This window comes from Solibacillus faecavium, from assembly GCF_014836905.1.
In the GTDB taxonomy this organism is placed as follows: Bacteria; Bacillota; Bacilli; order Bacillales_A; family Planococcaceae; genus Solibacillus; species Solibacillus faecavium.
Map to the genome: position 1 here is coordinate 56,448 of NZ_JACSPZ010000002.1, position 22,540 is coordinate 78,987.

Genomic DNA, 22,540 nt, shown 5'->3' on the forward strand with positions numbered 1-22,540 from the left:
GTCTTTTATTTTACAAAATATTCAAAAAATAACTTCCGTAATTGTGATTCTACTATTAAAATAATAGATAGAACACCAAAGGAGGTAACACAATGCTTGTAAAACAAAAGTATGTTAAAAAGAAAGACGTAAGTTATGCGAAAGAAACGGATCTGATTTCTGATGTACTCGGTCAATTGAATGACAATGGCTATCGATGCATTCCTGTGTTGGACGAAGCCGGCGAAAAATTTATCGGCAATATTTATAAGGTAGAATTACTCGAACATAAATTAAAAGAGGGCGATATGAAAGTACCGGTAAAAATTTTAACAGAAGAGCCCGATGCCTTCATTCATGAAAACAGTTCTTTTTTTGAAGTGTTCCACTCGATTAAACAACTCCCATATCTAGCAGTAGTTGATACAAAAGGGAACTTTTCAGGAATTTTACCCCATTCAAAAGTGTTCGAGCTTTTGGAAGAAGCATGGGGATACCGAACAGGCAGCTGTGCGATTACAGTTGCACTGCCGGATACGGATGGTATATTAATTAAAGTGCTGACGGCAGTTAAGAAGGTATGGCCATTACATTGTGTGTTCTCGTTAGATGACGATACGACCTATTTGCGCCGTGTTGTCATGACTTTGACTAAAGGTGCTAAACAGTCTACAGTGGATGAGCTGGAAGCGGCTATTACAAAACAAGGTGCGCGTATTATCGACCTTGAAATATTTGATAAAGAGAATTTTTAATGGGAAAGCGATTCGTTCAAATAGAGCGAGTCGCTTTTTTTATTGTACTAATACAGATGTAACCAAAAATTTTAGAGGATTTTGTCAGTTTATAGCGAATTTTAATTAAATGGGGATTTATTTGAAAGGGGAGATACTATGCTAATTCAAGTAAAAGGGGAAAAGATTAAATTTACAAAAATGGAATTAATTATACTAGAACAGAGGGTTGAGAATTTATTCGAAAGTTTCGATAAAAAAACGTTGCATGAACTTACATTGCAAAAGAAATACGACCATCTGCAGGAGGAAGTAAGCCGGCATGCACAGCATGTAATGAATCTGCCTGCTGGGAAGGCGTTAAAACGATTAAAAGATGAGGGGAACATCTTTTACAAGCAGTTTCTAAACAACTACGGAGATCTTACATATACACGCTTTGTCGTCAGTGGGGAAGAGGAATTACTAAAGCAAAAAGGGATTTATACGATTATCGTTAATGATGAGCTAAAATTTTGTGGGGTTTGCGCACGAACATTTAAAGAACGCTTTAATCAGCATATCGGGAACATATATGCGAAAGGCTGCTTCAGAGACGGCACAGCGACACATTGTCATGTGAATGCAAATATTACGTTAATGTTACCAGATAATGATGTCCATTTTGCTATTTATCCTATGGACAACGAAAAGGAAATGAATAGCCTAAAAAACGCTATAATTAACCGATTTGAACCGGAATGGAATTTACGTTCGAACAGAGATTTATACGAATTAACGTCCGCATTTTAGTTTTTTTCAACTTTCACACCTATGTAAGAAGGTAATTTTTCACATCATTAAAAAAATCAATCACTTTTCTCGTTTCATTTGCCTATATTAGTGGGAATAGTAAATGAAAAAGAACAGGACAGGTGATGATTGTGGAAGCAGCTTTAAAATATTACAAGCAAGTCCATAGTGAATATTTATGGCTTCATTTAGTAGTAGCTATCGTATTATTATTTACATCCGTTTTTTGGTTTGTCCTTCCATATTTCGTAATTAGTTACGGAAAATATACGACGACACCTTTTCAGCAAGTGATGATCTTGATTGGTTTATATACTTTACCTTCGTTGGTAGTGACATTACATTGCTGGTTTATCAATTTTAAAGCGGCACTTCGATGGAAAAAGGTCTATCCAAAGGAATGTGTATGGCGCTGGTCGATTAAATTCCAGACGATTACAATCTTCATTGTAGTACTATTTACATCGGTTATTTATTCAAGTTTACTGATTATAGATATGATTCGATAGAAGGTAAATTACTTCGTTTCTTCGTTTCACATATACCTCACACGGCTGTCAAAAAAAATTCACATTAAAAAAGTGAGTAATGTATTGAAAAATTTGGTACGATTGAGGCATCAATGTGAAGGAGATTGAATGCAGCATGAATACAGATTTAAATATCTTCTTAGCGTTTGGTGCTGGATTTCTAAGTTTTATCTCACCATGCACCTTACCGCTTTACCCAGCGTTTTTGTCATACATTACCGGCATGACCCTCGATGAGCTCAAAACCGAAAAGGGAATGATGCAAAGACGCGCCATTTTACATACTTTATTTTTCCTGCTCGGATTTTCCATCATATTCATTGCAATAGGGTTTGGAACGTCTCTAGCAAGAGACTTCTTCTTCCAGTATCAGGATTTATTGCGTCAAGTCGGAGCGATTTTAATTGTTGCGTTCGGTTTAATGATTGTCGGCTTATTACAGGTCAATTTTTTAATGAAGGACCGTAAATTTCAATTTAAAAATCGTCCTTCAGGATATTTAGGCTCGTTGTTAATCGGCTTAGCATTTGCAGCAGGTTGGACACCATGTACAGGGCCAATATTAATGGCGATTATCACACTTGGTGGGACGAACCCTGACTCTGCTATTTGGTATATGATTGCCTATTACTTAGGTTTTGCCATTCCGTTCTTTACATTATCGTTCTTCATCACACGAATGAACTGGATACGTACTCATAGCCAAAAAATTATTAAAGTTGGCGGTTATATTATGATTGCTGTCGGAATTCTATTGTTCTTCGATGGTATGACATATATTATTACAATTTTCTCGCCAATTTTCGGCGGATTTACAGGGTTCTAATAGTTCCATGCTTTTTAATACCATGCTATACTATTGAAAGTGATGTGATCGTTAAATGCCGACTGTATTAGTTGTAGATGATGCGCTTTTCATGCGTGTTACAATCGGAAATATATTTAAGGATTTCGGCTTTGAAGTGGTGGGAGAGGCTGCCAACGGAAAAGAAGCAGTTCTATTATATGATCAGCTATTGCCTGACCTCGTAACGATGGATATTACAATGCCGGTTATGACAGGCATTGAAGCGGTGCAACGGATAAAGGCTAAACATTCAGATGCCAATATCATTATGATTACGGCACTTGGTCAGCAAACTAAAATTAAAACCGCCATTGAAAGTGGTGCCAAAGATTTTATTACAAAGCCTTTTCAGCCTGAGCAATTAAAAGAGGTCGCATCAAATGTTCTCAACTTAACGTAATACTTATTTGTCAACATAAGAGGAGGAATATGATGTTTGACAGTATACCTTCTCACTATTTATTAATTGGTTCGACGATTATGGCCGTCATCATGGGTTCGTTTGTCATGGTAATACGACTGCGCGCACAAAAAAAGCCGGTATCCACTAAAAAAATACTCATCCCTCCATTTGCCATGTCAACAGGAGCATTGATGTTTATTTTTGAGGAATTTCGAGTAGCACCTCTTCAAATAGCAGAAGCGGCTGCACTGGGCTTACTGTTTTCGGTAGTGTTAATACTAACGTCGAAATTTGAAATCCGGGATAACGCAGTCTATATGAAGCAATCAAAGGCGTTTCCTTTTATATTAGTGGGATTATTGGTTTTACGGATTATTTTAAAATTAATATTTGCAGAAAGCTTTGATGTAGGCGAGCTTGCGGGAATGTTTTTCATTTTGGCGTTCTCCATGATTTTACCGTGGCGTATTGGTATGCTCATCAAGTATAAGAAGCTTGAAAAGTCTCAAATCATCGCATAAATAAAGGCTGTCCATGAAAGTTATTTACTTTCATGAGCAGCCTTTTTACGCATTATGCCTCAAATAAATGGTCATAGTGCGTTGTATCAATTTCCATTTCCTTCAGTTTTTTACGCAGAAATTTATGGTCGCGTTTAGGGGAGGCGATAATATAACCACGGATAATTAAATCCAAATCAATTTTCGTAGCATGTTCCTCTATAGCAATTTCCCCGATTTTCCCAGCAATTTTTTCCTTAGCTACTTGACGAAACAGCTCAGGTACAGGACTTACAAGTTCAGAGAGTAACTCTTTTTCTTCATGTCCCCATAAATGGATCGTTTTATCTAAATAAATGGCTTGCCAGTCCAAATCTGATTTCCCATCCTGTTTTGGGAGCGCCTTTAAAAATTTGCGGAACATAAAGAAGCCGCCGATCCCCATAAGCGAAACTAACACGACAACCCAAAATAATATAAACCATAAAAACCAGCCTTCTAAGCCCACAATATTCACCTCAATTTTACTCAATATGTCTATTATATAAGGTTTTGTAAATTTTTTCATCGTCATTGTCCCTTTTTTCAAAAAATCGTGACATATATAGGGCAAGGAGGTGATAAACATGAACGAATTCGGATTCCTTTCTGCAACATTGACGGTATTCTACCAAACGGGCCTAGATGAATTTAATGAGCCAGTAATTAAAAGCTCAACTTTCCGAAATGTGGCGATGAATGCAACAGCACAGCAACTTCACACTGTGGCAACAACAATCGTCGGATTAACAGATTATGATTATATCGAATCTGTGAAGACACAAAAAGAAAGTGTAACGGCCTAACGAACCAAAAATAATGGACAGGAGGTGAGCGTATGGCACAAGTATTACAATTAACATTTGCAAATGCTGCTGGAAGCACAATGACGATTAATATCAATGATCCAAAACCAAATTTAACGGAAGCTGAAGTAAATGCAGCAATGCAAGCAATTATTGACCAGGCAGCATTCTCAAAAGAAGGGTTTTTATTCAACGTGAAAAAGTCTGCAAGAATTGTTGAGCGTCATGTAACAGCGATTGACTTGATTAACTAAAAGGAAGGCCGGTGAAGTGCAATGCTTTACCGGCTTTTTATATAGTCGAAGGAGGGATTAGGATGGACCAGTGGATAGCAATCATTCAGGAAGTAACGTTTCCAATCTTTATTTCATTTTATTTGTTATATCGAATTGAAACGAAGCTTGAAGCGATTCATACAGCACTCGTCTCACTTAGTAATCCGGTAGAACGCAATTAGTTGTGAAGCGCGGTTTCACAATTTTGACACATAACCTTTCGCATGATAACTATTGAGAATGTGGACAACATTCGATAAGATGAAGGTAATGTTTGGGAAGTGGAGAGAGATAAATGAAAAAGAAAAACATAATACTCGCATTTGTACTCGTAATCGCTACAGTACTTTCTGCTTGCAGTAATTATCAATTTAAGCCAACAACAAGTTTCGAAATTTCCGATTTTACAATGACCGATCACCGCAATGAAGAAGTGACACTTGATAGTTTAAAAGGGGAACCATGGCTTGCAATGTTTATCTTTACAAGCTGCACAACAATTTGTTCACCAATGACTCAAAATATGAAACTAGTACAGGATGAAATCGAAAAGAAGGGGCTTGAGCAATATAAAATTGTCGCCTTCTCCGTAGACCCTGACTACGATACACCAGAGCGCTTAACGGAATACTTAAGCCGCCATAACCCGTTAAATGAATCGAAATGGCATATGCTTACGGGATACGACCAGAAATTTATCGAGCAGCTCGCAATCAATTCATTCAAAACCCCGGTTAGAGCAAGCGTAACCGATAATCAAGTCATCCACGCCGATACATTTTTCCTAGTCGATGAAAAAGGAGTAGCCGTCAAAAACTATTCCGGTACAGGTCAGGGAACTGACGGCGTACAATATGAGACAATTGCTAGCGATATGGAAGCATTAATTAATGAACGATTAAAATAATAACAGGTTTAAGTTTGAGCTCACTAAAGGGGGAAATGCTTTTAGTGAGTTTTTTTGTGGTTTTGAAGCGGGTGTGAGGTTGGGCCGGGGTTATTAGCAGATTTTTTATTTTATTAGAAAAACAGGGAGATATATTCGAAATAACCGAGCCCATTTCAGCGGCGATCTGAGATATTAGCAGATTTTTCATTTTATTAGCATATCGGAGCAACTTATTAGCAAATCAGGTTGCTTTATTAGTAAATTTCGCAGGATATTAGAAGAACTCAAGAATATATTAGAAAACCCCAGTTTTATTAGCACATTTTAAAATTTATTAGAACATTTCGATATGATATTAGAAAAAATTTTCGCTCGTGGATGAATGAAAAGTATCAGGCAGTTGAATTATTTATTTAACTCCTCGGTAAGATTGCGGATTGCTTCCATAACTTTTTCAACATTTCCTTTATCATTCATTTTATTTCTAGCGTGAAGTAATACTGGCCGAACTGACTCTACTGAACGTCCGAATTCATACATCCATTCATATCTCGGCACCATCCAAGTATGGAAATGGTGGGTAGTGTCTTCGTTATAAAAATAATAGACATATTCGATTCCTAAAACGTCTCTTTGTGCTTTTCTTATCCTTGCTAAAATATTTATGTAATCTAATCTTTCCACCTCGGTTAATTCATCTAAACATTTAATATGTCTTTTAGAAGCTAAAATTATTAATCCTCTAATTGGATAAGCTACATCTTGATGAGCATGAAAATACGGTGTTTCAACAACCACACCGCCTTCAGGTTCAACTAACCCGCTTGTTATTGCACAACTAAGACATTCAACTTCTACGGTTTCCCCATTTGGATAAGGTGATTTTTCTCAAGTGTTTTTCCCCCGAACTAATTTTAAATACCAGCTTTATCCATTATAAAAGTAAATCCAATTTTTCCACAAATAAATTACGAAAATTTTAAAAATATAATCCCAATATAAGGTAAACTAAATGTAAACAGGAGGGGTTTTGTATGCAAATTAGGCAGGCTCAGTTAAAGGATGCTGCGGGGATCGCTAAAGTCCATGTCGATAGTTGGCGGACGACATATAAAGGAATTATTCCGGATGAATATTTGGATGGGCTATCTTATGAACAAAGAGAAGAACTGTGGAAGAGAAATATGGCAGCTCCCGATAATTACATAGTTGTTGCCGAAAATAGTGATGGGCACATTGTTGGCTTTGCTACTGCAGGGAAAAGAGATGAAAATCAAAATGAGAATGCAGCAGATTTAACTTCTATTTACCTGTTTGCCGATATGCAAGGTTACGGCATCGGGAAAATGCTTATGAAAGAGCTATTTATCTATTTCACTCAAAACGGTTATGAAAAGATATTTGTGGAAGTGCTAAAGGATAATAAAACCCGCCATTTTTATGAATATTACGGCGCTCAACTAGTAAAGGAAGTCCAAATCAAAATAGGCGGCAAAGTAATTGATGAGCTAGTTTATGAGTGGGAAAGTGCTGGGAAAGTACTAGAAAAACTATCGATCTCCTAACACCAGATTTATCAGGAAATGATGTGATAAAATATGTGGCAAATCAAACAAGAGCAGGATATTGGTCTATCTACATTAATGGATGAATTAAGGCTTCAATTGGAAGAGGTAAAGCCTCGTATTGAAAAAAAGGCATTTCATGAATTATTTATTCTAGAAAAAGATGATGAAATCGTGGGGCTCTCGCTAAGTTGGTTAAACAGCTTTCATCCTGAAGCCAAATATGTAAGAGTCTATACAACTTCAGCCTGTACAGAGACAAATTGGCCGAGAGCTCTATATGAGCAATTAATCAAAGATATATATCCGCAGAAGCAGCTTATCTTTTCATGTTGGGATGAGAAAAAAGATGCTATTTCTTTTATGGAAAAGCAAGGATTTAAGCTATTTAGGAAAACGTATATGCCTGATTTAGAAGTACGGGCTTTATTACAGCGAATGCTGACTGTTCCAACCTTTAAACAATATGAATCTCTAAATAATGTCCTGCAAAACGAGGAGAAGAAACAAGCCTTTCTTACGCAATTAAAGGAAAACTATGAGAACACACATTTACATAATCCTGTACAAACATATACGTGGCAACAGTGGGGAGAAATATTGGTTGATGATGAACCTGATCTAGAGTATAGCTATGTTGTATTTGAAGGAGCACAAGTAGAGGCGTATATTTTGTTGCATAAATTAGGCAATTATTATGAAGTCGGATGGATTGGGTTTCAAGGAAACACCGATGATGAATGGAAACTGACAGCTCTTTTCAAAACACAAATGGAACTGTTACAGCGTGAAGGAATAAAGAAGGTCTCTATTGAAATAGATACAACAGATAACAGCGCCTTTTCATTATTCAGCTTTCTGGATTTTAAACAATTTCCTAGCTGGAACAGTTATTCACGCCAAATCGATAGGGGGAATGTAAATGATCAAAGCAGTGATATTTGATTTGGACGGTACACTATTAAACAGAGATGCATCGGTTAAGCAATTCATAGCGAATCAATATGACCGTTTCTATCACCAACTACATTCTATTAATCGGCTAGATTATTTAAACCGATTTATTGAACTGGAACAAAGAGGTTATGTATGGAAGGATAAAGTGTACCAGCAGCTCGTACAAGAATTCAGTATAGAAATCTCTTGGGAAGTTTCGCTTCAAGATTATATAGCTCATTTCCATTCCCACTGTATCCCTTTTGCCCATTTGCATGAAATGCTTGATGAACTGAAACAGAGAAATATCCGATTAGCAATCATTACAAATGGTTTCGGGCAATTTCAAATGGATAATATCCATGCACTAGGTATTGCACACTATTTTGATGATATTTTAGTGTCAGAGTGGGAGAAAATGAAAAAGCCGCAGCCTGAAATATTTTATAGGGCACTGAAGCAACTTAATGTTCATCCTGAAGAAAGTATATATGTAGGGGACCATCCAGTAAACGATATAGAAGGGGCTCAGCGTGTGGGCATGAAAACTATTTGGAAAAGAGATCCGTACTTTGGTTCAGTAACAACACCTTATATAATCGATGATTTAGATGAAGTTATACATATTGTAGATACGATCAATGAATCCCAATCTAGTCTGCTATGATAAGGAGGTATTTTATATGCATTTGGACGAGGTTGTACAAGTACTGCTTGCAAGTTTAAAGGAAAACCCTTTAGTGAAGGCTGTGTTTTTAAAAGGATCGATCGCGCGAAATGAACATGATTCCTTCTCAGACATCGACTTATATTGCCTAGTAGAGGAAGACGATGTAACGAGTTTTTTGCCAGATCGCCTGGAGCATTTAAAAGCTTATAAAGAACTTATTTTTTGGGATGATATTTTTATAGTAGCGCCACAAATATTAGGGGTGTATGAGGACTTCATCCACATCGACTTGTATACGGTTACTTCAAAAACGCTTAATGAAAAAGATCATATTAAAATACTTTATGACCCCCAGCATTATTTGAGTGATTACGAGCCATCTCTTCAAGTTTCACCTGCTCAGTTTATCGAAGCAGTGGATGATGCGATTTGGTTTTTATATCAGTATAACCAAAGCGCTAAGCGCGGAAATGATTTATGGTGTTGTCACCTGCTTCACCTGTCGTTCGACAACATCGGTACCATTTTGTTGCATCACTACTGTCCTGAAAAAGCTATATTAGGCTTGAAAACATTGGAGTCTGCCATACCGGGGGACAAGGTAGAACAGATGCACAACATTATGAACCATATTGGCATCAATACTCATAAAGAAGCGGCACGCTATATGTGCCATCTACTTGAACAGGAAAAGGAATGGATCTTTTCTGAACTAGAGGAGCCGGAACGAATTTTGAGGTTTTGGGAAAGAGTTTTGCAAATTATATAGCGAAATAATGAACATTTTTTTCGTTAAAGTCCAATCATATAAGCCTCTTTCCTAGATACATAACATATATGTTTGTTAGTATGAAACAGAGATAAATTTAAAAGGGTGAATTTGATGTATAAAAAAATGTTAATCGTATTTAGTGCAGCTACTATTTTATCTGCATGCGGAAATAGCGCCGATGCTGAAAAGGAAGTAATTGAAGCGCAATTTGAGTTGCATGGGGATTATGCAAATTTACCAGAATACCAGTATATCCTAGAAGAAATTGAAGCCGACCAATATAATTTCAATACAGTAAGTGACAATGATGATAAGCGTGTCATTACGATTCAAGCGGACCGTGAAAATTACCGATCTATTTATGTTCATAAAACATCTCGCTTAATCATCCAGCATGAAGGGAATCAAGGCGAAATATTTAATGAAGAAATTGATTGAAGTCATATATAACTAATTCAAAATCCTCCTACTAGTAGCGAGGATTTTTTACTCTATGCTAAGGGGGAAGTACTATATTTATAGTTAATACAGTCATTTTATGGATCGTTATATCCACACTTATTAATACATATTTAATGACATTTCCTATTCCCGTTTTACGTAAAACAGCTTATCCCGCCAACTATCTGATTCAACAAAATAATCGGATAGATTTCCAAAACAATACGGAATGTGCGGCTTTTTCAACAGCATATATTCTGCGCCATTTTGGTTTGGAGGCGGAGGGGGAAGCGTTATACACACATTTTCCAAGTAAAACGATGGCCGGCAATGTATATCCTAAGGGAATTCGTACGGTGTTAAGAAAAAAAGGCTTTAAAACAAATTATTTTAAAGGGAATATCGACACATTAAAATACGAAGTTAGTAAAGGTACCCCTGTAATAGCTTTTATTAAAGTACATAAAGATTTCAATAACTTGCATTTTGTCCCGGTTGTAGGCTACGACAAGGAGTATATTTACCTTTCAGAGTCTTTAAAGCATCTGGTGAATAGTGAAGGTGAACACAAGAGCTATAATCGGAAAGTTCCAATCGAAGAATTTAAAAAACTATGGAATATAAAGAGAATGCATATGCTTTTTTATAGCAATACGTACTTAGCGGTTCATTCCAATTCAAAGGAGGGATGAGAATGCTTAAATTTATCGATGATATGGCTGGAGCTATATTTGATATTTTTAAATATATTTGTTATTTTTTTGCTGGCGCAATAATCGTTGGTGCACCACTATACTTGATTGCTAAATTATTTGAGTGGGTTTTTGATTGAATTGAAAATGTATAACCCCGTCCTAAACTAGACCGAGGTTATACATTTTGAGCTTATCAGACTGATTATAGATTAATACGTGTCCTTAAACCGCTCCGGCTTTTTCACATAGCCTTCAATTATAAATCCGCACTCCGTACAAATAATGTATTCAATAATGGACCCAAACCCTAATTTATTGATGGGGGACATGACACTATGACCACTGTGCTGGCCTTTTCCTAATTCCGTCGAACTGCATTTTGGACATTCACTTACCTTTGTAGAATGACTCAATTTTTTTCACTCCTCGTTTTGCTATACGGATTCCGTTACTACTTCCGAACTTTCTGTCTCCGGTTGCTTGTTTTCCTCAGATTGTTTTGTATGTTTTTGTATAACGTTATTAATATTAAAGAAAAGTCCCATTACGATAATGGAAAATATCCAACCCGCTACTTTTTTATAGATAAGCATATCCCCATATCCATCGATACCATATTTATTTAGCAGAAATGCAGTTAAACCTGCCATAAAGAGACCCCGAATAATAAACACCGTTTGGATGATTTGGAACCATTGGAAAATGCCCTTTTGAAAAAATAAAGTTCTGCTGTCTTTTCGGTCATAGCCCTGCAAATACGCAAAATCAACCGCGATATATAATGTAAAAGGACGCTTCACAACGAACAAAATAAAGTATATAAATGTATAAAAAAGTCCTAAATAAATCCCGTTAATAATCATTTGCTCTGCTGAACCTGATAGTAAATCCACCGTTGTACCAATTAGCATCGAGCTTAAAATAAATAACCCCGTTATATTAAATTGTCTATCCACGATAAACCGGTATAGGGTATAAACAATACCAGGAACGGTTGAAAGCAGCATCGCAACATAATCCCCTAAAGGTTCCCTACCAAAATTCCAAATAATATAGGGTAATGCTGCATAAAATAGCAGCTCAAGTAAAATAGAATTTTTATTCGACTGTGGTTTTTTTGCCATAGAATCCTCCATATATATCAAATATAATTACAATTTATAAGGCTCATCACCATAACAGGGGGTTGCTTTTCTAATGAAATTCCACTTGTTTGGTGGGCTGCGGCAAGACATCGCTAATTGCGAGACCCACCAATCCCAAAATTTTGCCCTCGTTATAAAGTGAAGTAAAAAACACCTGATCAAGCCGCTTGCGCTATCGCGAAGCGCCATTTGTCATCCCCAACTTATGGTGACGAATCAATTATAAACCCAATTGTAATAAAATGGATTATTTTATTTCCTGAAAAATTGAATGAAAATTAAGAAAATAGGTAGAGAGGTTATTTACAATACTGCAATTAAACTAACTTTGATATATTAGAAAGTAAAGGCAATAAAAAGTACAGTGCAACAACCGTGTAAAATAAGGCTCTTTCTCTTCTGGCTATAAATGAAATACATATAACAATAACCGAACCAGCTGTTAATGCAGAAAAGAAAGGACTACTTAACAGAAAGCTAAATATGATGGAAATAAAGAAAATGAAATAGGAAAAGCTTTTTAATTTTGAAAAGAACCCTAGAGCGCCGGTTTCTGTAATTTTCCATTGACCTAAATAATTATGTGGATTTTTATTAGGTTTTATCGATAAATTCTCCTGGTCAAACTGCACGTAAATCGGCTGCATGTATGGTACACATCCTTCTACTGCCTCGTAGCCCCAATAAAATGGCTGACCGTCAATTTGAAAAGGCACAATGGGTGGATATTTCGAATCGACTATAGTTTGTTTATCCAAATCATTATATTTAGGGGAAAGATACAACTCTGCATCATAGGAAAAAACAACTCGCTGCTGTTCTAATTGCCCGAAGTATGCGGTCCATTTTAATGTTCGGACATTACTGAATAAAAATTGGGTTTTTTTCTTCTTTTGAATATATGCCATACTGCAATCGACCGGAATCCAGCCCGTTTGTTCATCAAAAAATTCGTTCCACACATGTGCATTCATCTTGCTGTTTGCCCAACTGCCTACAAGGGATCGGCACGGGATACCAATAGAACGGCAAAGGGAAGAAAACATAAACGAATACTCGCCGCAATCACCTTGCTTCGCCTCTAAAAAAGACTTGATGCCTCTCCCTTTAGGCGGGTACATATATTTAAAATGACTGACTACATAATGGAAAATTGCCCTCGCTTTTTCCATTGTCGTTTCAGCCCCAGCTGTTATTTCATGTGCTAGATTTCTCATCTGTTCATCCACAACAACGAGTGTACCGCTGCGCAAATAAAATGCCTTTTCTTTATCCGTAAGCATTTTTTGTTCATTTTGTTTATACGTATCGACGGAATAATTCATTTGAAACCGTTCATTTTCCTTTAAAGTAAAATAAAAGAGTTCATTGTTCCCGTCATCAATTACTTTTTCTTCAGGGGAATGCGTACAAGTCACGTCATGGTGATCCATCGGTAAAGTAGTCCATATCCTTGTTAGGCCTTTATTTGAGTTATGATACGAATATGCTATATTGACAATATTTTTCATTATAGACACCTTTTCTTTCCCTAGTTTTTAAATATTCTGGATATTTTTATATACGGATGCTCACCTTAAAAGTTTCATTTTAATTAACGGAATAGCAAGTTAGTAGAGGTAAATGGAATGATAGTTATGGAAGCAAGAAGGTCCGAAATGACTATTAGTATTCTAAATAATCTATGTTACAATAATTTTCAAATAAAATAATTTCCTTCGGGGTCGGGTGAAATTCCCAATCGACGGTGATGAGTTTAACTCTAAGCCCGTGAGCCGCTTTTTGCGTGCAGGATTTGGTGCAAGTCCAAAGCCGACAGTATAGTCTGGATAGGAGAAGGAATAGCAACGCATTTTTGAAAATTTGATATAAAATGTGCTTTTTTGCTATACACTTTTCCCGTCGCACCTACGTGACGGGATTTTTTTATTGATCATTTTATATGAATTTCCTTCGGGGTCGGGTGAAATTCCCAATCGACGGTGATGAGTAAATCTCTAAGCCCGTGAGCCACTTTTGTGTGCAGGATTTGGTGCGAGTCCAAAGCCGACAGTATAGTCTGGATGGGAGAAGGAAGCAATATCATCAGTTTTTTGAAAAATGTAGTCAAAAGGCTTATTTGATGCTGCTAAATTTTCCTCTCATCGAACTCCGAATTCAATCGGGGTTCTTTTTTTACTTTTAAAAAGAGGTGAGTAGGATGTTTACAGGAATTATTGAAGAGTTAGGAACTGTGGAGCAGATTAGTCAGTCCACACAAACGATGGAATTAGCCATTCGCGCAAGTAAAATTTTAGAAGATGTAAAGCTCGGGGACAGCATTGCGGTGAATGGAGTTTGTTTAACGGTGAAACAATTTACGTCCAATTCATTTTTGGCGGATGTGATGCCTGAAACTGTTAAAGCAACAAGTATGCAACAATTGACTGTAGGCATGCATGTCAATTTGGAACGGGCAATGCTGGCGAACGGCCGTTTTGGCGGACATATTGTATCTGGCCATGTTGATGGTGTCGCAATCATACAGCGGAAAAGACCAGTTGCAAACGCGGTTTATGTAGATTTAGCGATGGACCGTAATTTAATTGCACAGTGTATCGAAAGAGGTTCTATTACAGTCGATGGCATAAGCTTAACGATTTTTAATATGACAGATACACTCGTTACCATTTCCTTAATCCCTCATACATACGAACAAACTGTGTTGGGCTATAAAAAGGCCGGGGATGTTGTGAATATTGAAACAGATTTGATCGGGAAATATGTGAAAAAGCATTTACAAAATCAAACGGCAAGTACGATTACACAGGATTTTCTGCAACGTACAGGGTTTTAAAGGAGTGGAAAAAGATGAATACGATTGATGAAGCAATTCAAGCATTAAAAAATGGTGAAATTATTATTGTTGCCGATGATGAAAATCGAGAAAACGAGGGTGACTTTCTCGTGCTGGGGGAATTTGCAACACCGGAAAATATTAACTTTATGGCCCTTCATGGGAGAGGGTTAATATGTACACCTATATCTCCAGCCATCGCTGAAAAACTATGTCTTCATCCAATGGTCCAAAGTAATACAGATACATATCAAACGGCTTTTACGATTAGTATCGATCATATTCACACAACGACAGGAATCAGTGCATTTGAACGTTCAGCAACGATATTGGCATTACTTGATCCAGCAGCGAAGCCGGAAGATTTCCACCGTCCTGGACATGTTTTTCCGCTCATTGCAAAACAAGGAGGCGTAATAGAGCGCTGTGGTCATACAGAGGCAGGGGTAGATCTTGCAAAATTATGCGGGTCGATGGAAGTGGCGGTCATCTGCGAAATTATGAATGAAGATGGTTCAATGGCGCGGATGCCACAGCTTGAAAAACTCGCACTAAAACATCAGCTGAAATTTATTACGATAGAAGATTTAGTTCAATATATAAAAATAAACACAATGGTTGTATAAGAAGGAGCAGATAAAATGGGTAAAACATTTGAAGCACAATTAGTAGGTACAGATTTAAAAATCGGAATCGTTGTCGGCCGGTTCAATGAATTTATTAATGATAAATTATTAAGCGGTGCAATTGATGGATTAAAAAGACACGGTGTAAATGAAGATAATATTGATACTGCCTGGGTACCAGGGGCATTTGAAGTACCCTTTATCGCAAAGAAAATGGCAGAAGCCAATAAGTATGATGCAGTAATCGGGTTAGGTACAGTCATTCGCGGATCAACAACACATTATGATTACGTATGCAATGAAGCAGCTAAAGGCATTGCCAAAGCGGGTTTGGATACTGGGGTACCGGTTATTTTCGGAATTGTCACAACTGAAAATATCGAGCAGGCAATTGAACGCGCAGGGACAAAAGCGGGGAATAAAGGATATGACAGTGCAATGTCTGCTATAGAAATGGCGAATTTAAATAAGATGTTTTAGATATTGTCATGTGTCATACCAAGGCATAATGATTAAAAAGGCTTTCCGAAATCGTATCTTTTCGGAAAGCCTTTTTCGTGCATACGCAAATTTGATTTGGAAACGTTATTTAGAATAATTCTGTATGCTTTTTCAATCTTTTATTGGAAGGTTAGACAACAATAAATTGATTAGGAAACCACTGATAGTAAATATAATCGTCCCGATCAACAACTTTACTAATGACACCTCGATATCCACAATATGATCAGTCTCCTGTGTTATTTCAAGTACTGTCCACCAGTTATCGATTGAGGATTCATATATGGCAAAGTATAACCACATAAAAAAACAGAAATAAACAAATATAGAAGTGCCCATTTTTCTATTCATAACAAACCTCCTGTACAACTTTTCGCAAATTTCGCTCCAAAATTCTGATTTGGGAACGTTATTTTTAATTATTGATGTATAAAAAACAACAATGATTTGGACGGAAAGGGATTGAATTCTCATTTATTATTGATTAAGTATTAATGAAATAGAATCCGATTCTTGATTTACAACAATATCCTGTTCTTCAGAAGTGCCGTCTGTATAAGTTACAGTTACGCTAATTAATACGTCCTCTTTTATCGAATTGTGAGAAGGAATCGCGAGTGAGTATTTATATTGCTGCTGCTCGCTATATTTAACGGTAAAGGTATTACCAATGTCTTTTATAGCATAGAATATCTCTGAATTAGGTTCATTCATTATATAATTAATTTTTTCTAGTACTAGCTGATCCTTGTTGGCTACTTCTTCCTTAGACAAGATGACATCCTCTATAAAAGTTCCATTATTTATTTCATATGAAATAACGTCGATATTATCTCCGGAAACTTGAAGTGAAACATCGGTAAAAACTAACTTATCTCCGTCCTCAATTATATAAGTTATAGCATCTAAACGATCTAACACCCCTAAATCGAATGTCGTTTTTTCTTTCAAAAGTTGATGACCTGTGCTGTCCGCCGCATAAGCCGTAATCGTAAAATTGACTAATTGAGAATTACCATTATAATTTGTAAACGGCAAGTTGAACAGAAGTAGTAAAAGAATGCCGGACACACTTGCGACTGAACCCCACTTTTTAAAATTGATGTAACGTGACTTTTCTCGTTTTTGGTCATAGCACTTCTTTTTCAACCGATTTTCTATTACCTTAGACATTTCAATTGAGTTAACAGCATCTTTTATTTTACGTTCATCCATCATTGTTCCTCCTCTTGATAACTTTGGCGAAGAAGCTCTCTACCTCGTTGTAATCGCTTTTTAACTGCTGCTACTGTAATGGTAAGTATTTTCGCTATTTCCTCAACCTTATAGCCTTCTACATAGTGGAGTAATAATACGACCTTTTGCTTGTGAGGCAGTTTCATAAGAGCTTCAAGTAAACCGTAATTTTCTTCATTTTTACAATAAAGCTGCAAGTCATTAATATCTAGGTGTCTACGAATAATATTGTATCGTCGCATATTTTTACAGCGATTCGTTGCTACCGTAATGAACCAAGCTTTTTCGTGTTCGGTATCGTTAAAAGTAGGCGCCTTCGATAAATATTTTATAAATGTATCTTGCACTGCATCTTCAGCATCGGATTCGTTGCATAAAATAACTAGGCATATCCGAAATAACATATTTCCGTATGTATCTATAATTCGATCTATATTTATCTCTATTTCAGTCGTAGAAATAAATTGTTGCAAAGCGTATCAACTCCTTTCTTCACTTATAACACACTTGAAAATATAGTTTGGTGACTTTTTTTATAAATATTTTTACAAATATTACTATCACTCATTTATTTTACTGTGAAATTTAGTTTTATATAAAGCGAAGAGGCACTAAGTGAATAAGATTCGCTTAGTGCCTCTCTACGTCCCCGATCTTAGGGAATGTTCAATTCAGTAGCTAAGAATTAGAGGAAATCTTAGCTGCTTTTTATTTTTAACGCAGTAGTTCTCTTTTATCTTGTTGAACTAAACTAGCTTTAGAAACTTGCTGGTATTCCATAATTGGGCGCGATTTTTCAATAAGAAGGTCGCCATTTTTCCTTTATAGGGCCTTATTGTTGAAGAAAAGATTTATATAAAAATAGAAAATTATGGTAATATAAAATAAAATAGAATTGTAATTAAACTAACGGAGCAGGCTTGTTGAATTAGAAGCTTTCTTCGTAAAGTATTTTGTAAATCACGTAGGTTTTAGGGATATTGAAATACAGTTAAATTTGTATAAAATGGCGTAACGGAGTGATGATAATATGGCAAGAAATCAGAAAAACGAGATACCTATTGTTGTTTTAAGCAGCTTTTCAAGCCTAGTTTTGCCTGCACTTTATTATAGTGGAGTAAATAGTTTAATTGTAGGTACTTATACTATTATCATGTTTATTGTTCTATCCACGTTAACAATAAGCATGATTAAACAGCAAAATAGTAAAAAGAATATTAAGGAAGAAAATCACTAAAAAGATTTTGAACTTACTGTGCCTTTAATCAACAATCGGGCGAAATTATTGAACAAGCTCATTTTTCTACTTCACTAACGAAGGCTATTCTTCAATAAAAGAGTAGCTTTTTTTATTTTATTAACATGCGTATGCTACGTATAAATACATAGTCTGATTTAGTTATAGGACCATCGTTTAATAACAATATTTTATACCATAAAACGCTTTGGTAGCATTTTAAAATTCCCAAAGGTGACACCCTTGTAAAGATATGTTCTCTTTGAGACGAAGTTGATAATTATTTCTATATTTAAACTTTTTTGGTTTTTTGTGAAAAAAAGATGCAATTCAACGTTATATATAATGTAAAGGCTTTCGCAGTAGCAATACTAGATAAAGGAGAAAGAAATGAAGATTAATGAATATAATTTTATAAAATATCTTCAAGGCGGCAAAGAAAACGCTCTTGATTACGTAATCGATCACTATCTTCCATTAATAAAAGGTGTTGTATTAAAAATTTTAGGTCCTCTTGACATTAATGACATCATAAAGGAGTGTTGTAACGATATTTTATTATCTATCTGGAAAAACGCGAAAAAGTTTAACGGAGATGCAGCTGACTTTCAAAAATGGGTATGCGTGATAGCCAAATATAAAGCAATCGATTATTACCGCATGGAAATGAAGAAAAAAGAAAGCCCCACTTTGGATATAGAGCTTACGCCATCTGACTCCTTGAAATATGAAAGCACCTATCTGGAAGAACAGGAGAACATTCAGGCAATCATCTCAACATTAAAGCCTGTCGATCAGAAAATTTTTATAATGAGGTACCTGCTAGATTTTGATACAGAAAAAATTGCCCATCAATTACAGATGACAAAATCGGCTATTGATAACCGGCTTTACCATGGCAGGAAAAAACTAAAAAAAGATTTAGGGGGTATGCCCATTGAAAAATCTGTTTAAACACTTCAATGATATTGAAATCGATATAACTGAGTTTGAAGAAGCAGAGGTAACAGAACTTGAAAAAGCACAATTTAAAAGGGACCTGAGAATTCAGACATCCAAAACAACATCGAGAAAGTGGATGAAGGGAGCTGCAGCTGTCTGCTTGTCATTGGGAATCGGCACTGCATCAATTATAGGTCTATCCTACACAACATTCGCTCAGGAAATTCCAATTTTGAACAGTATTATCAAGCTTTTCTCGACCCAGGATAAAAGAATATCAGGCTATGAGGAATTCGCGGATCAACAACATCTTGTAGCAGAAAGCAATGGGACAACGATTACGGTAAATGAAAGTTTATTCGATAGTAAAAAGTTTTTAGTTGGCTATTATATTGAAACGGACAGGGATTTAGGTGAATCCCCGGAAATTGAGACTACTTTTAAGGTGGATGGCCGGGATTACAGCCTCTTTAGGACGAAACATAGGATTGAAAAAGTCGGGCCAAATCAATACGCTGGCTTAACAACAGCGATCTTGAACTTATCTAATTATTTACAGGAGGCGAATTTTGAGTTTCACATTAGTAGTATTTCCAGTCAGGATAAAAAGGAAATGATTCAGGGGAGTTGGGATTTTGAAATATATGCTAAGGCGACTGAGCCTAAAATCCAAATCGTGGAAGCTCCTGCATCAAAAAAAGATGATTTAGGTATTAAATTGAATGAAATCATATACACACCGTTTTCCTTTATCGTCAATTACCGGGAAACAATGAAAAACGAGAATTTAAAAGAAAAATGGGATACTTATTCTTCCGGTTTAAAAGTAAAGGATAATTTAGGTAATACGTATAAATCAACGTTAACCGGCGGTATAGGACACGACTATGAACATACGGAATTTGTCTTTACCTTTGAAAAACTGCATCCGGATGCTGAAACTTTAATATTTACCCCACTCTTCAAATTGAAGATGGCTGACGGAATTGATGAAAATGGCGCTATGTATTTTATGAATAATAGCAATTCTATAAAGGAAATAATAGAACTTGAGGATATTATTGTAGATATTCAAAAATAATAAGGCACCATGTTAAGCAAGTATAAAAGCTGCTTTAGTAACGTTTCATTGACTTGCACAAAATTTCGAATAACCAATGTTCCAATAAAAGATCGGTAAATGCTGCTACAACAACATTAACCGATTTTTGTTTTGACACCAAACTTTTATTTGGGACGTTATTTAGTTTTATTTTGTATATATTATTAGTCTTTGTTGAACTAAACACACGCTATTTTAAGTACATTTAATCAACAGCACAGAATGTATGTATTTTTAAAGCCATCGTTTAAAAGGCATATGGTACTGCATTCCAAATGAGGTAAAGGGCAACCATTATGTGGAATAAAACGCCAACACTTAGCATTAGGTGAATATTGAAGCTCTTAAGAATATTGCTATATAGATAATATAGTGCAAAAAGAATAAAGGCATAGATGACAGGCATTCCTACGCTTAATAGTAATTTACCATTGTCTGAAATATCTCCTGGTGGTGCATCGGCAGCATCAAATAAAATGCCACTAATCAAAAAAAATAAAAAAAAATCAACAAAATAAGTGACCGTGGCTGCGATGAGAAAATAAGCCCCGTAAGCAATCGTTTGTTTCATAAAAATCTCCCATGTATATATTTTATCCTCAATTTACATTAACACAAAATGCCCCTTACCTAATTGAATGGAGGTGTTGGTTACCAAAGTGTCATTGGGGAACGTTATTTTCAATACTATTGCATTGTTATTCAATATTAGAATTAAAACAATAAACCAATAAACCGCATTTAAAACTATAATATACTTAAACAAGGGGGACTATAGCTATGAGAATAATTAATATTTTGTTGTGCGTAGTAGTTTTATTGATAATTAGTGGTTGCAGTGAAAAATCCGAAATGGATATTTTAGACACATTGACAAAAACAGAGGAACATTTTAAACAATTATCTGAAGTGGATACGGTAGCTACTTCATTTGATGGTAAAAAAGATATTAAATTTAGAATTATGGTCGAAGGAACGCTAACAGAGAAACAAGCTCAAACTTTATTCGAAGAAATATTAAATAATTTAAAAAAATATTCTAATCAATCAAAATTCTGGAATAGCTATAATGGGTATTTTGATATTAAAAACTATGATAATGGAGTAATTTACGAAGCTACTAAAATTATAGGTGCAGACTTAAAAATAGTAACAAAGTAAATTACTTTGTTACTATAAGTTCCCTGAGTGTCATTTTTTGGAACGTTTATTAGATTTGTTTTGTATACTTTATAAATCCTTATTGCATTAAAGAGTGGATTAATTGAATAAGAACAGAGACGCTTATTAAACAATCGTACCCGATTATGGATAATCGGAAATTTGACTGGAATATTAAGTACTATTTAAATATATGAGGTTTTTCTGCTTTCATAGATATGTGACCACATTCCGTACAAACCCTAACAAGTATCTTAGAGCCACCTTTCCAATCAAGTTTTTTAGCTGGTTGCAAAGTACCTCAAAATCCAGCCCATCTAGCTTCCCCTATTGCTGCACTACCGCATTCTAAACACTGCCGTTCTGTCATTTTCACACCTCCTAAAATAAAATGTTGTTTGTTATTTCTACGGATAAGTTACGTTTAAGTTTTTCCAAAGCGGTGTTTGGGCACATTTTGAAATGTTTCTTGCACTAAAGCACCTGTTAGTAAAAAACTCACTTAAAAAAAGACCTGTAAAATACTCTATTACTAGTATTACTAGCCCCATAATCGACAACAACAATCCTACAACAAATGGGAGACCTAGGAATAAACTTTGAACAACTTCATTCCCATATTGTTTTCCTCCAAAAATTGCATACCACAACTGTGATCCAGACCAACTAGTCATGCTGGGAATATATAATGCTGCCACTACAATTATAGTTAATGTAGTAAATAATCCTCCTAACATTATAAAACCGCCAATTACTGTCCTTTTCATTTTCTGCCTCCAATCTCCAAATTTTCCTTAATAAACTAAGCGCTCGTTAGTTGAAGTATAACCTTACCAAACCGTCGTTTGATAGTTTTTCTTTGCTTAACATTGTAAATGTAT

General features: G+C 35.7%; 34 protein-coding genes and 2 riboswitches. Of the genes, 24 read left to right on the forward strand and 10 right to left on the reverse strand.

Annotated elements, in window-relative coordinates:
- Positions 1–92 precede the first annotated feature (92 nt).
- The 6 genes from cbpA to H9635_RS03720 all read left to right on the forward strand — a co-directional run bounded on the left by cbpA (position 93) and on the right by H9635_RS03720 (position 3,806).
- Entirely contained in the window at positions 93–734 is a 642-nt protein-coding gene (cbpA, locus tag H9635_RS03695) for a cyclic di-AMP binding protein CbpA (protein ID WP_191698809.1), read from the forward strand.
- Positions 735–872: 138 nt separating this feature from the next.
- On the forward strand, positions 873–1,505 hold the full coding sequence (locus H9635_RS03700) for a GIY-YIG nuclease family protein (protein WP_191698810.1): 633 nt from the start codon (positions 873–875) through the stop codon (positions 1,503–1,505).
- A 125-nt stretch (positions 1,506–1,630) separates the two neighbouring features.
- Complete coding sequence (locus tag H9635_RS03705) at positions 1,631–2,014, forward strand: hypothetical protein (RefSeq protein WP_225231104.1); 384 nt, start codon at positions 1,631–1,633, stop codon at positions 2,012–2,014.
- A gap of 136 nt (positions 2,015–2,150) precedes the next feature.
- Positions 2,151–2,861, forward strand: coding sequence for a cytochrome c biogenesis CcdA family protein (locus H9635_RS03710; RefSeq protein ID WP_191698812.1), 711 nt, complete (start codon positions 2,151–2,153; stop codon positions 2,859–2,861).
- A 55-nt stretch (positions 2,862–2,916) separates the two neighbouring features.
- Positions 2,917–3,282: a response regulator gene (locus H9635_RS03715; protein ID WP_191698813.1), complete on the forward strand. Its 366-nt coding sequence runs from the start codon at positions 2,917–2,919 to the stop codon at positions 3,280–3,282.
- A gap of 32 nt (positions 3,283–3,314) precedes the next feature.
- The gene (locus H9635_RS03720) at positions 3,315–3,806 is read left to right on the forward strand and encodes a CcdC family protein (protein WP_191698814.1); all 492 of its coding nucleotides are present in this window, start codon (positions 3,315–3,317) and stop codon (positions 3,804–3,806) included.
- Positions 3,807–3,858: 52 nt separating this feature from the next.
- Here the strand turns inward: H9635_RS03720 and H9635_RS03725 are convergent, their stop codons facing one another.
- Complete coding sequence (locus H9635_RS03725) at positions 3,859–4,293, reverse strand: DUF2621 domain-containing protein (protein WP_191699408.1); 435 nt, start codon at positions 4,291–4,293, stop codon at positions 3,859–3,861.
- A 118-nt stretch (positions 4,294–4,411) separates the two neighbouring features.
- On the opposite strand from H9635_RS03725, the gene H9635_RS03730 reads away from it, so the two are divergent.
- The 4 genes from H9635_RS03730 to H9635_RS03745 all read left to right on the forward strand — a co-directional run bounded on the left by H9635_RS03730 (position 4,412) and on the right by H9635_RS03745 (position 5,812).
- Positions 4,412–4,630 carry a DUF1659 domain-containing protein gene (locus H9635_RS03730; RefSeq protein ID WP_191698815.1) on the forward strand — a complete coding sequence of 73 codons (219 nt, stop codon included), beginning with the start codon at positions 4,412–4,414 and terminating at the stop codon, positions 4,628–4,630.
- 32 nt (positions 4,631–4,662) lie between these two features.
- Positions 4,663–4,884 carry a DUF2922 domain-containing protein gene (locus tag H9635_RS03735; RefSeq protein ID WP_191698816.1) on the forward strand — a complete coding sequence of 74 codons (222 nt, stop codon included), beginning with the start codon at positions 4,663–4,665 and terminating at the stop codon, positions 4,882–4,884.
- 62 nt (positions 4,885–4,946) lie between these two features.
- On the forward strand, positions 4,947–5,087 hold the full coding sequence (locus tag H9635_RS03740) for a YvrJ family protein (RefSeq protein ID WP_191698817.1): 141 nt from the start codon (positions 4,947–4,949) through the stop codon (positions 5,085–5,087).
- Between the two features lie 113 nt (positions 5,088–5,200).
- Complete coding sequence (locus tag H9635_RS03745; protein WP_191698818.1) at positions 5,201–5,812, forward strand: SCO family protein; 612 nt, start codon at positions 5,201–5,203, stop codon at positions 5,810–5,812.
- 387 nt (positions 5,813–6,199) lie between these two features.
- On the opposite strand, the gene H9635_RS03750 is transcribed toward H9635_RS03745, so the two are convergent.
- A complete protein-coding gene (locus tag H9635_RS03750; protein ID WP_404828823.1) occupies positions 6,200–6,592 on the reverse strand; it encodes an HIT family protein in 393 nt (130 codons plus the stop codon).
- 236 nt (positions 6,593–6,828) lie between these two features.
- Between H9635_RS03750 and H9635_RS03755 the strand changes: the two genes are divergently transcribed.
- From H9635_RS03755 to H9635_RS03785, 7 genes are all read left to right on the forward strand, one after another.
- On the forward strand, positions 6,829–7,359 hold the full coding sequence (locus H9635_RS03755; protein ID WP_191698819.1) for a GNAT family N-acetyltransferase: 531 nt from the start codon (positions 6,829–6,831) through the stop codon (positions 7,357–7,359).
- Positions 7,360–7,392: 33 nt separating this feature from the next.
- On the forward strand, positions 7,393–8,304 hold the full coding sequence (locus H9635_RS03760) for a hypothetical protein (protein ID WP_191698820.1): 912 nt from the start codon (positions 7,393–7,395) through the stop codon (positions 8,302–8,304).
- A complete protein-coding gene (locus H9635_RS03765) occupies positions 8,282–8,962 on the forward strand; it encodes an HAD family hydrolase (protein WP_191698821.1) in 681 nt (226 codons plus the stop codon). Before H9635_RS03760 ends, H9635_RS03765 begins: the two co-directional genes overlap by 23 nt.
- Before the next feature lie 16 nt (positions 8,963–8,978).
- Positions 8,979–9,734, forward strand: coding sequence for a nucleotidyltransferase domain-containing protein (locus H9635_RS03770; RefSeq protein ID WP_191698822.1), 756 nt, complete (start codon positions 8,979–8,981; stop codon positions 9,732–9,734).
- A 126-nt stretch (positions 9,735–9,860) separates the two neighbouring features.
- Positions 9,861–10,175 carry a hypothetical protein gene (locus tag H9635_RS03775; protein ID WP_191698823.1) on the forward strand — a complete coding sequence of 105 codons (315 nt, stop codon included), beginning with the start codon at positions 9,861–9,863 and terminating at the stop codon, positions 10,173–10,175.
- 137 nt (positions 10,176–10,312) lie between these two features.
- On the forward strand, positions 10,313–10,870 hold the full coding sequence (locus H9635_RS03780) for a cysteine peptidase family C39 domain-containing protein (protein WP_225231106.1): 558 nt from the start codon (positions 10,313–10,315) through the stop codon (positions 10,868–10,870).
- Positions 10,871–10,872: 2 nt separating this feature from the next.
- A complete protein-coding gene (locus H9635_RS03785) occupies positions 10,873–11,010 on the forward strand; it encodes a hypothetical protein (RefSeq protein ID WP_191698824.1) in 138 nt (45 codons plus the stop codon).
- Between the two features lie 72 nt (positions 11,011–11,082).
- Here H9635_RS03785 and H9635_RS03790 read toward each other — a convergent pair whose 3' ends face one another.
- The 3 genes from H9635_RS03790 to H9635_RS03800 all read right to left on the reverse strand — a co-directional run bounded on the left by H9635_RS03790 (position 11,083) and on the right by H9635_RS03800 (position 13,529).
- Positions 11,083–11,286 (reverse strand): transcription initiation factor TFIIIB, encoded by a 204-nt coding sequence (locus H9635_RS03790; RefSeq protein WP_191698825.1) that lies wholly within the window; start codon positions 11,284–11,286, stop codon positions 11,083–11,085.
- A 21-nt stretch (positions 11,287–11,307) separates the two neighbouring features.
- A complete protein-coding gene (locus H9635_RS03795; protein ID WP_191698826.1) occupies positions 11,308–11,997 on the reverse strand; it encodes a VC0807 family protein in 690 nt (229 codons plus the stop codon).
- Positions 11,998–12,335: 338 nt separating this feature from the next.
- Positions 12,336–13,529 carry a transglutaminase-like domain-containing protein gene (locus H9635_RS03800; RefSeq protein WP_191698827.1) on the reverse strand — a complete coding sequence of 398 codons (1,194 nt, stop codon included), beginning with the start codon at positions 13,527–13,529 and terminating at the stop codon, positions 12,336–12,338.
- Positions 13,530–13,728: 199 nt separating this feature from the next.
- Positions 13,729–13,863, forward strand: a riboswitch (FMN riboswitch).
- Positions 13,864–13,963: 100 nt separating this feature from the next.
- A riboswitch (FMN riboswitch) is annotated at positions 13,964–14,097 on the forward strand.
- A gap of 121 nt (positions 14,098–14,218) precedes the next feature.
- Here H9635_RS03800 and ribE point away from each other — a divergent pair.
- The 3 genes from ribE to ribH are packed head-to-tail and all read left to right on the forward strand — an operon-like array spanning position 14,219 to position 15,960.
- A complete protein-coding gene (gene ribE, locus H9635_RS03805; RefSeq protein ID WP_191698828.1) occupies positions 14,219–14,854 on the forward strand; it encodes a riboflavin synthase in 636 nt (211 codons plus the stop codon).
- 14 nt (positions 14,855–14,868) lie between these two features.
- Positions 14,869–15,480 (forward strand): 3,4-dihydroxy-2-butanone-4-phosphate synthase, encoded by a 612-nt coding sequence (ribB, locus tag H9635_RS03810; protein WP_191698829.1) that lies wholly within the window; start codon positions 14,869–14,871, stop codon positions 15,478–15,480.
- A 15-nt stretch (positions 15,481–15,495) separates the two neighbouring features.
- Positions 15,496–15,960 (forward strand): 6,7-dimethyl-8-ribityllumazine synthase, encoded by a 465-nt coding sequence (gene ribH, locus H9635_RS03815; RefSeq protein ID WP_191698830.1) that lies wholly within the window; start codon positions 15,496–15,498, stop codon positions 15,958–15,960.
- Between the two features lie 132 nt (positions 15,961–16,092).
- Here ribH and H9635_RS03820 read toward each other — a convergent pair whose 3' ends face one another.
- The 3 genes from H9635_RS03820 to H9635_RS03830 all read right to left on the reverse strand — a co-directional run bounded on the left by H9635_RS03820 (position 16,093) and on the right by H9635_RS03830 (position 17,690).
- Complete coding sequence (locus H9635_RS03820; protein ID WP_191698831.1) at positions 16,093–16,332, reverse strand: hypothetical protein; 240 nt, start codon at positions 16,330–16,332, stop codon at positions 16,093–16,095.
- Positions 16,333–16,458: 126 nt separating this feature from the next.
- On the reverse strand, positions 16,459–17,196 hold the full coding sequence (locus H9635_RS03825; protein ID WP_225231107.1) for a hypothetical protein: 738 nt from the start codon (positions 17,194–17,196) through the stop codon (positions 16,459–16,461).
- Positions 17,196–17,690, reverse strand: coding sequence for an RNA polymerase sigma factor (locus H9635_RS03830; RefSeq protein ID WP_225231108.1), 495 nt, complete (start codon positions 17,688–17,690; stop codon positions 17,196–17,198). Before H9635_RS03830 ends, H9635_RS03825 begins: the two co-directional genes overlap by 1 nt.
- 557 nt (positions 17,691–18,247) lie before the next feature.
- Here H9635_RS03830 and H9635_RS03835 point away from each other — a divergent pair.
- The 3 genes from H9635_RS03835 (at position 18,248) to H9635_RS03845 (ending at position 20,477) form a co-directional block, all read left to right on the forward strand.
- The gene (locus tag H9635_RS03835; RefSeq protein WP_191698833.1) at positions 18,248–18,454 is read left to right on the forward strand and encodes a hypothetical protein; all 207 of its coding nucleotides are present in this window, start codon (positions 18,248–18,250) and stop codon (positions 18,452–18,454) included.
- 390 nt (positions 18,455–18,844) lie between these two features.
- Complete coding sequence (locus H9635_RS03840) at positions 18,845–19,408, forward strand: sigma-70 family RNA polymerase sigma factor (protein ID WP_191698834.1); 564 nt, start codon at positions 18,845–18,847, stop codon at positions 19,406–19,408.
- Entirely contained in the window at positions 19,392–20,477 is a 1,086-nt protein-coding gene (locus H9635_RS03845; RefSeq protein WP_191698835.1) for a DUF4179 domain-containing protein, read from the forward strand. Before H9635_RS03840 ends, H9635_RS03845 begins: the two co-directional genes overlap by 17 nt.
- A 268-nt stretch (positions 20,478–20,745) precedes the next feature.
- On the opposite strand, the gene H9635_RS03850 is transcribed toward H9635_RS03845, so the two are convergent.
- Positions 20,746–21,069, reverse strand: a complete 324-nt coding sequence (locus tag H9635_RS03850; protein ID WP_191698836.1) for a hypothetical protein — start codon at positions 21,067–21,069, stop codon at positions 20,746–20,748.
- Positions 21,070–21,278: 209 nt separating this feature from the next.
- Here H9635_RS03850 and H9635_RS03855 point away from each other — a divergent pair, with 209 nt between their 5' ends.
- A complete protein-coding gene (locus H9635_RS03855) occupies positions 21,279–21,659 on the forward strand; it encodes an IolE/MocC family protein (RefSeq protein ID WP_191698837.1) in 381 nt (126 codons plus the stop codon).
- A gap of 407 nt (positions 21,660–22,066) precedes the next feature.
- Here the strand turns inward: H9635_RS03855 and H9635_RS03860 are convergent, their stop codons facing one another.
- Positions 22,067–22,426: a hypothetical protein gene (locus H9635_RS03860; protein ID WP_191698838.1), complete on the reverse strand. Its 360-nt coding sequence runs from the start codon at positions 22,424–22,426 to the stop codon at positions 22,067–22,069.
- Positions 22,427–22,540 lie beyond the last annotated feature (114 nt).